Annotated in this window: 12 protein-coding genes; 5 read left to right on the forward strand and 7 right to left on the reverse strand. The window is 70.4% G+C overall.

Going from position 1 to position 13,486, the window contains the following annotated elements; translation table 11 throughout:
• Nucleotides 1-110 precede the first annotated feature (110 nt).
• From VFX14_15995 to VFX14_16005, 3 genes are read right to left on the reverse strand one after another with little or no spacing between them, the layout of a single operon-like run.
• A complete protein-coding gene (locus VFX14_15995; protein ID HEU5191188.1) occupies nucleotides 111-770 on the reverse strand; it encodes a potassium channel family protein in 660 nt (219 codons plus the stop codon).
• A complete protein-coding gene (locus VFX14_16000; GenBank protein ID HEU5191189.1) occupies nucleotides 767-2,020 on the reverse strand; it encodes an LL-diaminopimelate aminotransferase in 1,254 nt (417 codons plus the stop codon). Before VFX14_16000 ends, VFX14_15995 begins: the two co-directional genes overlap by 4 nt.
• Nucleotides 2,021-2,033: 13 nt before the next feature.
• Entirely contained in the window at nucleotides 2,034-3,164 is a 1,131-nt protein-coding gene (locus tag VFX14_16005; protein HEU5191190.1) for an ATP-binding protein, read from the reverse strand.
• Nucleotides 3,165-3,253: 89 nt separating this feature from the next.
• On the opposite strand from VFX14_16005, the gene VFX14_16010 reads away from it, so the two are divergent.
• Entirely contained in the window at nucleotides 3,254-4,126 is an 873-nt protein-coding gene (locus tag VFX14_16010) for an SDR family oxidoreductase (protein ID HEU5191191.1), read from the forward strand.
• 1 nt (nucleotide 4,127) lies between these two features.
• On the opposite strand, the gene VFX14_16015 is transcribed toward VFX14_16010, so the two are convergent.
• Nucleotides 4,128-5,030 carry a PAC2 family protein gene (locus tag VFX14_16015; GenBank protein HEU5191192.1) on the reverse strand — a complete coding sequence of 301 codons (903 nt, stop codon included), beginning with the start codon at nucleotides 5,028-5,030 and terminating at the stop codon, nucleotides 4,128-4,130.
• A 13-nt stretch (nucleotides 5,031-5,043) separates the two neighbouring features.
• Nucleotides 5,044-6,111 (reverse strand): LLM class flavin-dependent oxidoreductase, encoded by a 1,068-nt coding sequence (locus VFX14_16020; protein HEU5191193.1) that lies wholly within the window; start codon nucleotides 6,109-6,111, stop codon nucleotides 5,044-5,046.
• A gap of 69 nt (nucleotides 6,112-6,180) precedes the next feature.
• Between VFX14_16020 and VFX14_16025 the strand changes: the two genes are divergently transcribed.
• On the forward strand, nucleotides 6,181-7,242 hold the full coding sequence (locus tag VFX14_16025; GenBank protein ID HEU5191194.1) for a DMT family transporter: 1,062 nt from the start codon (nucleotides 6,181-6,183) through the stop codon (nucleotides 7,240-7,242).
• A gap of 3 nt (nucleotides 7,243-7,245) precedes the next feature.
• Here the strand turns inward: VFX14_16025 and VFX14_16030 are convergent, their stop codons facing one another.
• Nucleotides 7,246-8,037: an SDR family NAD(P)-dependent oxidoreductase gene (locus VFX14_16030; protein ID HEU5191195.1), complete on the reverse strand. Its 792-nt coding sequence runs from the start codon at nucleotides 8,035-8,037 to the stop codon at nucleotides 7,246-7,248.
• A gap of 130 nt (nucleotides 8,038-8,167) precedes the next feature.
• On the opposite strand from VFX14_16030, the gene glgB reads away from it, so the two are divergent.
• A complete protein-coding gene (gene glgB, locus VFX14_16035) occupies nucleotides 8,168-10,399 on the forward strand; it encodes a 1,4-alpha-glucan branching protein GlgB (GenBank protein HEU5191196.1) in 2,232 nt (743 codons plus the stop codon).
• 4 nt (nucleotides 10,400-10,403) lie between these two features.
• Here glgB and glgA read toward each other — a convergent pair whose 3' ends face one another.
• Complete coding sequence (glgA, locus tag VFX14_16040; protein ID HEU5191197.1) at nucleotides 10,404-11,579, reverse strand: glycogen synthase; 1,176 nt, start codon at nucleotides 11,577-11,579, stop codon at nucleotides 10,404-10,406.
• Nucleotides 11,580-11,615: 36 nt separating this feature from the next.
• Here glgA and VFX14_16045 point away from each other — a divergent pair, with 36 nt between their 5' ends.
• A complete protein-coding gene (locus VFX14_16045) occupies nucleotides 11,616-12,272 on the forward strand; it encodes a DUF5752 family protein (GenBank protein ID HEU5191198.1) in 657 nt (218 codons plus the stop codon).
• A gap of 2 nt (nucleotides 12,273-12,274) precedes the next feature.
• Nucleotides 12,275-13,477: a glycosyltransferase gene (locus tag VFX14_16050; GenBank protein HEU5191199.1), complete on the forward strand. Its 1,203-nt coding sequence runs from the start codon at nucleotides 12,275-12,277 to the stop codon at nucleotides 13,475-13,477.
• Nucleotides 13,478-13,486: the final 9 nt, after the last annotated feature.

Consider the following 13,486-nt stretch of genomic DNA (forward strand, 5'->3'; position numbering starts at 1 on the left):
GCACTGTCCTTGTGCTTGACGGCGCGTAGCGCCTCGGGGCTCGCTTCCGTGAGCTCGGAGATCGCCAGCTAGCCGTCCTTGTCCTTGTCCCGGAGGAAGATCGTATACCCTCAGCGGCCTGGAGGGTCACCTACTGTCTGGAGTCGCGCGCCCACCAAGCGCGCGATCATCGCAGCCACGTAAAGCTGGCCGCCGACGGCCTCGAAGATCACGATGCCCCGCGCCACCTCGGTCTTCGGAGCGACGTCGCCGTAGCCGAGCGTCGCGAGCGTCACGAAGCTGAAGTAGATCGCGGTGGACAGCGAGAAGTGCGTCGAGACGCCGCCGCCTTCGCTGAACGAGCCGGGCCAGTTGCTCTCGATGCTCCAGTGCAGGACTCCGAACGAGAACCCGGCGAGGAGATAGGCGCTCAGCGCGGCATAGACGTGCTCGGCGTAGACGTCCTTCGCGGTCATCGCGAATCGGACGGCGCTGGCGGTCGCGATGACCGCGACGGCGACGACCAGCAGGACGGCCCATCTCGCGAGCCCGCGGCCGAGCGCCAGGGTCGGGGCCGCGTATAGCCCGACTGCGACGGCGGCCACCAGGATCAGCAGCATCCGCCAGCGCTGCCCTTGGACGTTGAGCACCGCGGCGAGCAGGCTGAACGCCAGGAGGATCTGCAGCGTGTTCGTGCTGAAGCCCAGCGCCGCCAGGAGCGGCGCGATGCCCAGCGTGACGAGCAGCGTGTAGAAGAGGAGGGCGTACCGATGGTGGTGGTAGACGCTCAACGGGAGGCCGAGGGGGCGAGATCGAGTCGGGTGCGGATGCGCGCGACCGCCTCCTCGGCGTCCGCCCGCGAGCCGAAGGCGGTGAGGCGGAAATAGCCCTCGCCGCTGGGGCCGAAGCCGGCGCCGGGGGCGCCCAGCACCTGCGCCTGCTCGAGCAGCCGGTCGAAGAAGTCCCAGGACGGCATGCCGCCCGGCGTGCGGAACCAGATGTAGGGCGCGTTGCGGCCGCCGTACACCTCGAGGCCCGCGGCGCGCAGGCCCTCGGCAATGATGCGGGCGTTCCCCATGTAGCCGTCGATCAGCGCGCGGACCTCCTTCTGCCCCTCCGGCGTGTACACCGCGGCCGCCGCCTTCTGGATGAGATAGGGCGGGCCGTTGGACTTGATGCCGACGCGGCGGGTCCAGAGCTGATTGAGGCTCATCGCGCTGCCGTCGGCCGCGCGCCCGCGCGCGTCCTTGGGCACCACCGTATACGCCAGGCGCATGCCGGTGAAGCCCGCCGTCTTCGAGAAGCTCCGGCACTCGATGGCCACCTCGCGCGCGCCCTCGATCTCGTAGATCGAGCGCGGCACCTCCGGGTCCGCCACGTAGGCCTCATAGGCGGCGTCGAAGAGGATGGTGGCGTCCTCGGCCCGGGCGTAGTCGATCCACCGCCGGAGCGCCTCGCGCGTGGCCACCGCGCCGGTGGGATTGTTCGGGTAGCAGAGGTAGATGAGATCGACGTGCCGGCTCGGCAGCGAAGGCTGAAAGCCGTTCTCAGCGGTGCAGGGGAGATAGACGAAGCCGGGATAGCGCCCGCTCTCGTCGGCAGGACCGGACCGGCCAGCCACTACGTTGCTGTCGGCGTAGACGGGATACACGGGGTCCATCAGCGCCACCACGCACTCGGGCGCGAACAGCTCTTGGAGATTGGCGCTGTCGCTCTTGCCCCCGTCGCTGACGAAGATCTCGTCCACGCCGAGGCGTACGCCGCGCGTCCCGAAGTCGTGCGCCGCGATCTCGCTCAGGAGGAACTCGTAGCCCGCGTAGGGCCCGTAGCCGCGAAAGGTCTCCGCTCTCGCCATCTCGTCGGTAGCCTCGTGGAGGGCCTTGATCACCGCGTCGGGCAGAGGTCGGGTCACGTCGCCGATGCCGAGGTTCACCAGCTGCGCGTCGGGATGCGCGTCGCGGTAGGCCTGCGTGCGCCGGCGGATCTCCGCGAAGAGATAGGCGGCCCGGAGGCTGCGGAAGTGCTCGTTGATCCGGGGCATGGGCGGTGGAGACCTAGGCCGAGGCGAACGGCGGGAGGGTCATCCGGAACGTCGCGCCGCGGCCGCCGTGGTCCTCCGCCCAGATCTGCCCCCCGTGCCACTCCACGATCGAGCGCGCGATCGCGAGCCCGAGGCCGAGCCCGTCCGCCTTCGTCGTGAAGAAGGCGTCGAAGACCTTGGGCAGCCGGTCGGCGGGAATCCCGCGCCCGGTATCGCTCACTGCGATCTCCACCGCGTCGTTTGCGCGGCGGGTCCGGACGGTCACCGTCCGCTCCGCCGGCTCCTCGCGGTCGAGGGCATCCATCGCGTTGAGCAGCAGGTTCAGCATCACCTGCTGCAGCGACACCCGATCCGCCTCCACCGCGGGCAGTTCCTGGCCCAACTCGGCGCTCAGCGTGACCTGGCGGCGGCGCGCGTCGCCCCCCACGAGGCGCAGGGTGTCGAAGGCCACCTCGTTCACGTCGAGCGGCCGCCGCTCGAGCTGGCGCTTGGCGGCGAGCGCGCGGAGTCGCTCGATCACCCCCGCGGCCATGCGGCCCTCGTCGCGGATGTCACTCAGGATGTCGCGCAGCTCGCGCGCGCGCTCCGTTGGCGCCTCGGGCTCGAGCTGGCGCAGCCCCGCCCCGGCGTTGGCGATGATGGAGGTGAGCGGCTGGTTGATCTCATGCGCGATCGACGCCATGAGCTCGCCCACCAGGGCCAGGCGCGAGGCGTGCATGAGGTCCAGGCGCGTGGTCCGGAGCTCTTCCTCCGTGTGCTTGAGGTCGGTGACGTCGCGGCAGGAGTACAGCACGGTGCCGCCCTGGATGTTCACCGCCTTGAGATGGATGAGGAGGTTGCGCCGCTCCCCGCTCTTTGACCGCACCTCCCGCCCGATGTTCCGGATCTCGCCGCGCGCGGTCAGCTCCGCGCGGTCGAAGAGTTCCCCGCCCAGCAGGGCGCTGATCCAGCCCATCGCCCGCACCTCGTCGGGCGCGTAGCCGAAGATCACGTCGACGTTGGGGCAGACGAAGGTGAAGCGGCCGGCGTCGTCGGTGAGGAAGACGGCGTCGGAGATATTCTCCAGGGTGACGCGGTGGAGCTCCTCCGACTCGCGTAGAGCCTGGAAGGCTTCGGCGCGCCCGCCGTTGGTCCCTTCGCTCATGGCTCGCCGGAGATCGTGACCCGGGGAGGGCACCGCCGTCAAGGACCGGTCGCTTGACTGCCTGCGCCCCGCCGGGCAGCATGGCGGCCATGCCCGTCACCCTCGTCACCGGCACCAGCACCGGCATCGGCTTCGCCACCGCGCTCTACCTCGCCCGGCACGGCCATACCGTGGTCGCGACCATGCGGAACCTCGCCAAGGCCGGCCCGCTCGAGGCGGCCGCGCGCGAGCAGGGCGTGCGGCTCGCCGTGCGCGAGCTGGACGTGACCAGCCAGGCCTCCATCGACCGGGCGATGGAGGAGACGCGGGCGCGCGAAGGCGCGGTGGACGTGCTCGTGAACAACGCGGGCATCGGCGGGGCGACGCCGCTCGAGCTCACGCCGGAGGCCGAGCACCGCGCGATGTTCGAGGCCAACTACTGGGGGCCCATTCGGATGATCCAAGCCGTTCTTCCGTCGATGCGCGAGCGGCGCACGGGCTGCATCGTCAACGTCACCTCGATCGCGGGGCGCATCGCCACGCCGAACCAGATCCCGTATTCCGCCTCGAAGCACGCGCTCGCCGCGGCGAGCGAGGCGCTGGCCCACGAGGTGGCGGCCTTCGGCGTGCGCGTGGCCATCATCGAGCCCGGCGTCATCCAGACCGCCATCTTCGAGAACTCGGCGGGCGCCACGCGTTACGACAAGGCCTCGCCCTATCGCCAGATCATGCGGCGCAACGGCAAGCTCTTCGCCGCCGGCTTTCGCAACCCGGGCCAGCCCGACACGGTGGCCGCGGCGATCCTCGAGGCCATCACCACCGACCGGCCGCGGCTGCGCTACCCGGTGGGTGTCGACGCGGAGGGGATCGCAACGGGGCGGGCACGCATCAGCGACGAGGAGTGGGTGGCGATGGGGGGCGAGCTCTCCGACGAGGAGTACAACGCGCGCTTCAAGCGCTACTTCGGGATCGAGCTCCGGTAGATCAGCGGGTCTCCTCGCCGCCTTCGCGCTGCTTGCGCAGGAATTCTTCCAGCTCCCGCATCAGCTGATCCGAGTCGACGCCATCGGGCAGCTCCTGCGGCTTCTGGCCGGCTGCCTCGTCGTAGTCCTTCTCGAGCTGCTGGACGTGCTCGCGCGTCGCCTTGTTCCGCGCCACCGCGCGATCGCACTGGGCGCGGAACTCCTTGATGGCCTCCGGGAAGCTCGACATGTCCAGGCTGAGGTCGAGCAGGCGCGCGACGTGGGTCAGGAGCGCCTCGATCGCCGCGGGATTCTCGGCGTTCTGCAGGTAATGCGGGGCCTGGCCCATGAAGCCCAGGTGCGTGATGCCGCGCTTCTCGGCGGCGTCGAGCAGCACCGTCGAGATGCCGGTCGGACCCTCGTAGGTCGGCGGGCGGTAGATCCCCCAGGCTTCCACCAGGGCGCGCCAGGCGGGGTCCGTGCATCGCGCGGTGACCGGTACCGGACGCGTGTGCGGGGAGCCGGCCAGCAGCGCGCCGATCGACACGATGCGCTTCACGCCGCAGTGCTCGGCGAGGTCGAGGAATGCCTTCGAGTAGGTGCGCCACCGCTGATGCGGTTCCGGGCCGGAAAAGAGGAGCACCCCGTCCGGGCGATCGTTCCGCTGCCACGCGAAGAAGTCGCTGCGGGGCCAGCGGATGTCGCGGGTCTCGTCGGGCCGCATCTTCACCTCGGGCCGCTCCTGCGTGAACACGAAGAAGTCCTCGGGATTGATGGTGGCCACGCGCTCGGCGGGCAGGTCGCGGACGAGATGGCGCAGGGCACCCGTCGCCGCCTGGCCGGCGTCGATCCAGCCACCGAAGGCGATCACCAGCGTGGAGAGGTTCCGCGGCGGCTCGTGGTCGAAGTCGATGTGGTCGATCATCGGGCTGCTCATCTTACACCCGCGCCATCACGCGATCCGCCAGCTCGCGGCTGAAGCGCCACTTGTCCTCCGTTCCCGTCGCCCACATGAGCTCCCTGAGGCCGCCCCGCTCGAGCTCCTGGATGCGCTCGACCAGCTCCTCCGCGCTGCCGACCAGGCAGGTGTCGCGCACGAGCTCCGCGTCGATCAGCTCGGCTTCGCCGGGGTGGAGGTACGTGTAGTGCCCCTCGTGCGTGCGGAAGTGCCGGTGGGCGGCCGGCGTCTCCTCCACCAGGGCGACGTAGCGCTTCCAGATGCGGCGCAGGAAGGCGGGCGGCTCGCCCCCGCGCTCGTGCAGCGTATCGTAGAAGTAGTAGACGCTCGCCATCACGTTCGGCCCCACCGCGCGGAGCACCCGCTCGGAGTTCGGTGGCTCCCCGGGCTCGAGCAGCACGATGTTGGTGAGGGCGGCGAGGTGGAAGTCGCGCGCGAGCTCGCGCCCCTCGCGCTTCGCCCCGATGCGTGCCCGCTCGAGCGCCTCCTGCGGCGGCAGGCCGCGTGGCGGGATGGCGATGACGAGGCCGTCGCCGTACTGGCCGCCCACTTCCATCGCGCGCGGCCCGAAGGCGGACACGTAGAGGGGGATGCGCGGCTCGAGACTCATGTACTTCTTCTCGCGGATCAGCATCTTGATGGGCTGCCGCTTCCCCTCGAAGGCGTAGTCCACCGTCTCGCCACGGAGCAGTCCCCGCAGCACGCGCAGATATTCTGCGTAGTCCGCGATACGCATGGGCGGCTGCCCCATCGTGCGCATGGCGGTGTTCCCCGTGCCCATGCCGAGGTGCACGCGCCCGGGCGCGAGCCGGTTCAGCGTGGCGAGCGCGGCCACGTGCACCGGCGGGATACGCGTGCCGCAGATGGCCACGCCGGGCCCGAGGCGCAGCCGCGACGTCCGCTGCGCAGCCAGCGCCAGCACCGCGTAGCAGTCGGAGAAGAGCATCTGGCTGTCGGCGACCCACGCGGAGTCGTACCCGAGAGACTCCACGTGCGGATAGAAGTCCATCTCGTCGATGTCGGCCATTACGCAGACGCTGAGCCGCATGGAGCGTACGATACCTCAAAGGCTGCACGTTGTGGTGAGCTTGGTCGGGGTGGTCGAGGGGGAGAGGCGATGAGCGCGCTTCCTCGCGGTGTCGGCGCCGCGCTCCTGGCGGCGGCGCTGTTCGGCGCCAGCACACCGCTGGCCAAGCTCCTCCTGCGTGAGGTCGACCCCTGGCTGCTTGCCGGCGTGCTCTATCTCGGATCGGGGCTGGGCCTGCTGGGCCTGGCCGCGATCCTCCGGCGTGCGCGCGGCGCGCCGGCCGAGGCGCCCCTCCAGGGTCCGGACTGGATCTGGCTCGGGCTCGCCATCGCGGCGGGCGGCGGCGTCGGCCCCGTCTTGCTGATGCTGGGCCTGTCGCGCACTGCCGCCACCACCGCCGCGCTGCTCCTCAATCTCGAGGGCGTGCTCACGGCGCTCCTGGCCTGGCTCGTCTTTCGCGAGAATATCGGCCGTCGCATCGCGCTCGGCATGGCCGCCATCGTCGTCGGCGGCATCGTGCTGACTGGAGGAACGCTCGCGCCGTCGGGCGGGATTGCGGGACCACTGGCGATCGTCGCCGCCTGCCTGGCCTGGGCCATCGACAACAACCTGACACGTCGGATCGCCAGTGCCGATCCGCTGCGTATCGCCATGCTGAAGGGGTGCGCGGCGGGCGTGGTGAACGTGGGCATCGCGCTCTCGCTGGGCGCCGCCTGGCCGGCGCCCGCGCCCCTGGTTGCGGGCGCGCTGCTCGGGCTGGGCGGCTACGGGTGGAGCCTCGTCCTCTTCGTCGTGGCGCTCCGGCACGTGGGCGCCGCGCGCACCGGCGCCTATTTCTCTCTGGCGCCGTTCTTCGGAGCGGCGCTCGGCGTGGCGCTCCTGCGCGAGCCGATCACGGGGGTGCTGATCCTCGCCGGCGTGCTCATGGGGTGGGGCGTCTGGCTCCACGTCACGGAGGAGCACTCGCACGAGCACGAGCACCACGCGATGGCGCACGCCCACCGGCACGTGCACGACGAGCACCATCAGCATGTCCACGACGACGCGGCGCCCGCCGGCGAGCCCCATTCGCATTGGCACGTGCACGAGCCGCTGCGCCATCAGCACCCGCACTACCCGGATATCCACCACCGGCACGACCATCCCGGCTGAGCTTCATCCGAGCATCCAGTGCCCGCCGTCGACGCTGATGGTCTGGCCGGTGATCCATCCTGCTTCGTCGGAGGCGAAGAAGACCACTGCGCGCGCGATGTCCTCCGGCGTTCCGAGGCGGCGCAGCGCGATGGACTCGAGCAGCGCCCGCTGGCCGGCCTCGCCCATGGCGTGCCACTGGGCCTCGGACGCGGGGTTCGAGCGCACGAAGCCCGGGGCGATGCAGTTCACGCGGATGCCGTGCGGGCCCAGCTCCCGCGCGGTCTGGCGGGTGAAGCCGATGAGGCCGGCCTTGGCGCTGGCATAGGCCTGGATGCCGGTGAGGCTGTAGGAGCGCCCGGCGCCGGACGAGATGTTCACGATGGCGCCGCCCCCGCCGCGCTTCATCGCGGGCACCACCGCGCGGGTAAAGTGAAACGCGCCGTCCAGGTTGATCCCGAAGATCACCCGCCAGTCCTCGTCGGAGACGTCCTCGATGGGGCGATTCACCTGGCCGGCCACGCCGCCGGCCGTGTTCACCAGCGCGTCGAGACGGCCGGTCTCGGCGACCGCGCGCGCGACGAAGGCCTGCACGGCGGCGGCGTCGCGGACGTCCACGACCTCTGCCCGCCCGGCGCCCGCGCGCGCGCCCTCGATTGCCACGCGGGTGGCCTCGAGCTCGGCGCCGCGGACGTCGCAGGCCCACACCGTGGCCCCCTCGCGCGCGAGCGCCACGCCGATGGCGCGGCCGATGCCGTGGGCGGCGCCGGTGACGATGGCCACGCGGCCGGCCAGTCGGGAGAGGGGAGTCGCCATTGCGCCCCCGGCATAGCACAGCCTCCGCGGACGCGTCAAAATTGCCGCGATACGGTGCCACCAAAGGTGTAACGAACGAGAGGTGGTCGGCGCGCTCGCTCCGGCGCGGAACGAGTAGTACCTTCTTTACATGGCAAAGGGCGACAAGAACGCCAAGCTGAGTCTGGCCCCCGACATCGTCGAGTCCCTCGTGAGCGGTCGTCACGGCGACCCGTTTGCCGTGCTCGGGCCGCACGAGCGAGGCCGAGCGAACGTGGTGGTCCGGACGCTACAGCCCGGCGCCGCAAAGGTCTCCGTCATCTTGGGCGGGGAGCCCGTCGAGGAGCATCCGATGCAGGAGCTCCACCCGGCGGGGCTCTGGGAGACCACGGTGCCGGGACGGAGCGGGCTCGTCTACCGGCTGCGCATCACCGACCCCGAGGGGCGGACTCGCGACGAGGACGACCCGTATCGCTTCCCCTCGACCCTCTCGGACTACGACCTTCACCTCCTCGGAGAAGGCACGCACTATCGCGTCTACGACAAGCTGGGCGCTCATCCCGGCCGGCTCGACGGCGTCGAGGGCACCATCTTCGCGGTCTGGGCTCCCAATGCCCGGCGGGTCAGCGTCGTCGGGGACTGGAACGGCTGGGACGGCCGTCGCCACCCCATGCGCCTCCACCCGGCGAACGGGATCTGGGAGCTCTTCCTTCCCGCGGTCGGACCCGGGGCCCACTACAAGTACGAGATCGTGGGACCAGGCGGCGATCTCCAGGCGCTCAAGGCGGATCCCCTGGCCTTCGCATTCGAGCCCGGTGGCGAGCGCACGGCCGCCGAGGTCGTCGAGCTCGACGGCTACAGCTGGGGCGATCAGGCCTGGATGACCGAGCGCGTCCGCCGGCAATCGCTCGGCGTGCCCGTGAGTATCTACGAGGTGCACCTCGGCTCGTGGCGGCGCGTCCCGGAGGAAGGGCAGCGCTGGCTCTCCTATCCAGAGCTGGCCGAGCAGCTCGGGGACTACGTGAGCGACATGGGATTCACGCACGTCGAGCTCATGCCGGTCATGGAGCATCCGTTCTACGGATCCTGGGGGTACCAAGGCACCGGCTACTACGCCCCCACGCGCCGGTACGGCGACCCCCATGACTTCATGGCCTTCGTCGACCATCTCCATCAGCGCGGCATCGGCGTCATCCTCGACTGGGTGCCCGCGCACTTCCCGCGTGATGCGCACGGCCTCGCGTTCTTCGACGGCACGCATCTCTACGAGCACGACGATCCACGCCGGCGCGAGCATCCCGACTGGGGCACCCGGGTCTTCAACTACGGGCGCCACGAGGTGGCCAACTTCCTCATCGCCAATGCCCTCTTCTGGCTCGAGCGCTATCACCTCGACGGGCTGCGCGTGGATGCCGTGGCGTCCATGCTCTACCTCGACTACTCACGCCGGGCGGGCGAGTGGAGCCCCAATCGCTTCGGTGGTCGCGAGAACCTGGACGCCATCGCCTTTCTCAAGCGGCTGAACGAGGTGGTCTATGGGCTCCACGGCGACGCGATCACGGTGGCCGAGGAGTCCACGTCATGGCCGATGGTGTCGCGGCCGGTGCAGCTGGGTGGACTCGGATTCGGCTACAAGTGGAACATGGGCTGGATGCACGACATCCTCGACTACTTCCGCCAGGATCCGGTGCATCGGAGGTACCACCACGATCGGTTGACCTTCGGGCTGCTCTACGCGTGGACGGAGAACTTCATCCTGCCCCTCTCCCACGACGAGGTCGTCCACGGGAAGGGCTCGCTCAAGGCCAAGATGCCGGGTGACGACTGGCAGCGCTTCGCCAACCTGCGGCTGCTCTACGCGTTCATGTGGGCCTATCCCGGCAAGAAGCTCCTGTTCATGGGCGGAGAGTTCGGCCAGTCGAACGAGTGGTATCACGAGACGAGCCTGCAGTGGCATCTCCTCGATCAGGGGCCGTACCATCGGGGCGTCTCGTCGCTCGTTCGCGACCTGAATCGTCTGTACCGGGAGGAGCGATCGCTCCATCAGCTCGACCACGACCCGGCCGGCTTCGTGTGGATGGACTGCCGCGACAACGAGCAAGGCGTGATCGCCTTCGTCCGGTTCGCGCTCGAGCCCGGACAGATGCTCCTCTGCGCGTGCAGCTTCACGCCCATCCCGCGCCGGGAGTACCGAGTGGGTGTGCCGAGAGCCGGGACGTGGGTGGAGGTGCTGAACACGGACAGCGCGCACTACGGAGGCAGCAACCTCGGCAACAGCGGCGGCGTGCAGAGTGAGCCCGTGCCCTGGCACGGGCAGCCCCAGTCGATCCGCCTCACCCTGCCTCCGCTGGCCGCCGTGTGGCTCCGCTTCGTGGGGGCATGAGCGGTTACTTGGTCGAGGACCCCTCGCGGTGAGCGCGCCGAGCGTCCTCGTAGGTGACGAGCGTGCGCTCTGCGATGCGCTCCCAGGAGAAGCGCTCCTCGACGCGGCGGCGACCCGCGCGTCCCATCCTCGCGCCGCGTTCGGGATCCGCGAGCACGCGCTCCAGTGCGCCGGCCAGCGCGTCGGGGTTGCCGGGTGGGACCAGGTGGCCCGTCTCGCCATCCACGACCACCTCGGGGATGCCGCCCACGGCGCTCGCCACCACGGGAGTCCCGCATGCCATGGCCTCGAGGTTGATGATCCCGAACGGCTCGTAGACGGAAGGACAGACGAAGCACGCGGCGTGGCTGTAGAGCTGGACGACGTCGTCCCGGGGAACCATGGCGTTGATCCAGCGCACGCTGGGGCGGCCGGCGACCTCGGCGGCGAGACGACGCTCGAGCTCGGGCGTGTCGGGGGCGGCCGCGCAGAGGACGAGCTGAACGCCGGCGGGCAGGCGCCGACTGGCCTCGAGCAGATGGAAAATGCCCTTCTGCTCGCTGATGCGGCCCACGAACAGCACGTAGGGCGGCGTCACGCCGAGGCGCGCGAGGGCATCGCGCCGCTCGGTGCGGCGGAAGCTCTCGGCGTCCACGCCGTTGTGGATCACCACGACCGCCTCCGGGGACACCGCGAAGTGCGTGAGGATGTCCGCGCGCATCTGTTCGGACACGGCGATCACCCGCTCCGCCTGCTCCACCGCCAGCCGCTCGAGCCAGGTCGACACGCGATAGCCGGTGCCCAGCTGGTCCTCTTTCCACGGTCGGAGGGGCTCCAGGCTGTGGAGCGTCACCACCAGGGGAATGTCGAAGAGCGCTCGCACGAGCACCCCGCCGAAGGCCGCATACCACGTATGGGTGTGTACGACGTCCGCCTCGACGGGCTCGGCGGCCATGGCCAGGTCCACGGCGAGCGCCTCGAGCACCGGGCGATGGCGGAATGCGGCGGCCGCCCGGACGATCTCGGCCGGGGGCGCGTAGCCGCGCACGCCGAGCGCGGGGCCCGGCGCCTGCTGGTCGCCGAAGCAGCGGACCTCGACCCGGGCGAGGCGAGCCATGGCCCGCGACAGCTCATCGACCACGACGCCCGCGCCCCCGTAGATGTGGGGAGGGTACTCTCGACTCAGCATCAGCACGTTCATGGCATGCTTGTCCTCCCAGTCGAGGAAGTGTAAACGATGACGCTCATGCCGTTCGTGTTCCATGGCTGCCTGGCGGTCCGGGAGCTGGTCGGCCCCGAGGCCTGGGACGCCCGCGCGCTGCTCGAGGGGGTCGGCCAGGCTTCCGACGAGATGCTGTTCACCCACACGGCGGGGACGATGCTGCGGCGCCCGGTGCAGGGCGACGCCTGGCCGAACGACTTCGCCCTGTGGGCGGCGACGGAGCTGGGCGATCAGGCGCTGGCCGAGCGCCTGGCCATGGTCGACGTGTTCGACGCCGGCTCGCTCGATGCGCTCCGCGCCAACCTGGTCGCCGTCCTCGAGGATCACCTGCATCGGGGACCGGTGGCGACGGCTCCCGTCCCGGCCCGCGAGCCCTTCGTCTTCCTGCGATCGCACGTCGTGCCTGTGCCTCTCGGAGTCACCGCCTCCACGCTGCGCGAGTTTCGTGATGGGCTGGCCGTGGTGGATGCGAGCGCGCTCTTCTACCACGTCGTGGAAGTGCGCTACCGGCTCGGGCGCGATCGGGGCGACTTCGCGGAGTGGACCGAGCACGGCCTGGGGCGCGCCGACCTCGCCGAACGGCTGGCCCGCATCGACGCCCACGTGGGTAGCCTCGAGCGCATCCGCGATCGGTGCCTCAGCGTGCTCGAGGACGCGCTGGTGACGAGCTAGCCATGGCCGGCCCGGTGCGCATCACGCTCGATGACTACCGGGCGGTGGCCCCGCGTGGCGCCGTGGATTTCGTCTTGCGGCTGGCGGAGACGGTCCGTGGCCGCCGGCTGGTCCATGTGACGGCGTCGCGCTACGGCGGGGGAATCGCCGCCACCCTCAACCGCGTGCTTCCGGTGGTGAACGCCCTCGGTGTCGAGACTACGTGGGAGATCATCGTGGGCACGGCCGAGTTCGACGCCGGCGCCCGCAGCCTGACGCTGGCGCTCCACGGCACCGAGCAGGTCGTGACCGAGGCCATGCTCGAGCGCTTGCACGCGACGTGCGTGGACAACGCCGCGCGCCTTCCCCTCGACGGGGACCTCGTCATGGTCCACGGCGGCGCGCCCTTTCTTCTGGTGGATCGCCGCCCCGATGCGGGCCGCTGGATCTGGCGCGGCCACGGCGACCTGTCGGCGCCGCAGGCCCAGGTGTGGGCCTTCCTGCGCCGCTTCCTCCCGCGCTACGACGCGGCCGTGCTCTCGCGCCGCTCCTTCGCCCCGCCCTTGCCCATTCCTCGTTTTTTGATTGCCCCGGCCGTCGATCCACTAGACGATCGCAACCGCGACATGTCGCGGCTCGAGCAGGCCCAGCGGCTCGATCGGCTCGGCGTGCCCCGGGACAAGCCCTATCTCGTGCAGGTGGGAGAATTCACCCGCACCCAGGATCCTCAGGGCGTGATCAACGCCTACCGGCTGGTCAAGAAGCGGCACGATGTGCGGCTGGTGCTGGCCGGGCCGGAGCCGACCGACAGCAGCACGGTGCTCGACGAGGTACGCGAGGCGGCCCAGGCCGATGGGGACGTCGTGCCCGTCGTGCTTGGCGGCGCCGCTGACGCCGATCTGAACGCGCTCGAGCGGGGCGCCACCGTCGTGGTGCAGAAGCCGCTGCGGGCGGACTTCGCCCTCGATGTCGCGTGCGCCATGTGGAAGGGCAAACCCGTCATCGGCAGCCCGGTCGGCGGCATCCCGGACCAGATCGTGCCCCACGCCACCGGCTACGTGGTGAGCACGGTGGAGGGCGCGGCGTTCCGCCTCCGCAACCTGCTGAACAGCCCTGAGCTGATCGGCCGCATGGGAGCGGCGGCGCGTGAGACGGTGCGCCACCGCTTCTTGATCACGCGGGACCTGGCCGATCACCTCGGTCTGCTCGCGCACCTGACCAAGTGATCGGACGGG

This window comes from Candidatus Methylomirabilota bacterium, from assembly GCA_035764725.1.
GTDB lineage: Bacteria > Methylomirabilota > Methylomirabilia > Rokubacteriales > CSP1-6 > DASRWT01.

Bases quoted from the DNA above. Each gene is read 5' to 3' on its own strand.
- VFX14_16000 (HEU5191189.1), bottom strand. From the start codon at position 2,020: ATGCCCCGGATCAACGAGCACTTCCGCAGCCTCCGGGCCGCCTATCTC.
- VFX14_16005 (HEU5191190.1), bottom strand. From the start codon at position 3,164: ATGAGCGAAGGGACCAACGGCGGGCGCGCCGAAGCCTTCCAGGCTCTA.
- VFX14_16010 (HEU5191191.1), top strand. From the start codon at position 3,254: ATGCCCGTCACCCTCGTCACCGGCACCAGCACCGGCATCGGCTTCGCC.
- VFX14_16015 (HEU5191192.1), bottom strand. From the start codon at position 5,030: ATGATCGACCACATCGACTTCGACCACGAGCCGCCGCGGAACCTCTCC.
- VFX14_16020 (HEU5191193.1), bottom strand. From the start codon at position 6,111: ATGCGGCTCAGCGTCTGCGTAATGGCCGACATCGACGAGATGGACTTC.
- VFX14_16025 (HEU5191194.1), top strand. From the start codon at position 6,181: ATGAGCGCGCTTCCTCGCGGTGTCGGCGCCGCGCTCCTGGCGGCGGCG.
- VFX14_16030 (HEU5191195.1), bottom strand. From the start codon at position 8,037: ATGGCGACTCCCCTCTCCCGACTGGCCGGCCGCGTGGCCATCGTCACC.
- glgB (HEU5191196.1), top strand. From the start codon at position 8,168: ATGGCAAAGGGCGACAAGAACGCCAAGCTGAGTCTGGCCCCCGACATC.
- glgA (HEU5191197.1), bottom strand. From the start codon at position 11,579: ATGAACGTGCTGATGCTGAGTCGAGAGTACCCTCCCCACATCTACGGG.
- VFX14_16045 (HEU5191198.1), top strand. From the start codon at position 11,616: ATGACGCTCATGCCGTTCGTGTTCCATGGCTGCCTGGCGGTCCGGGAG.
- VFX14_16050 (HEU5191199.1), top strand. From the start codon at position 12,275: ATGGCCGGCCCGGTGCGCATCACGCTCGATGACTACCGGGCGGTGGCC.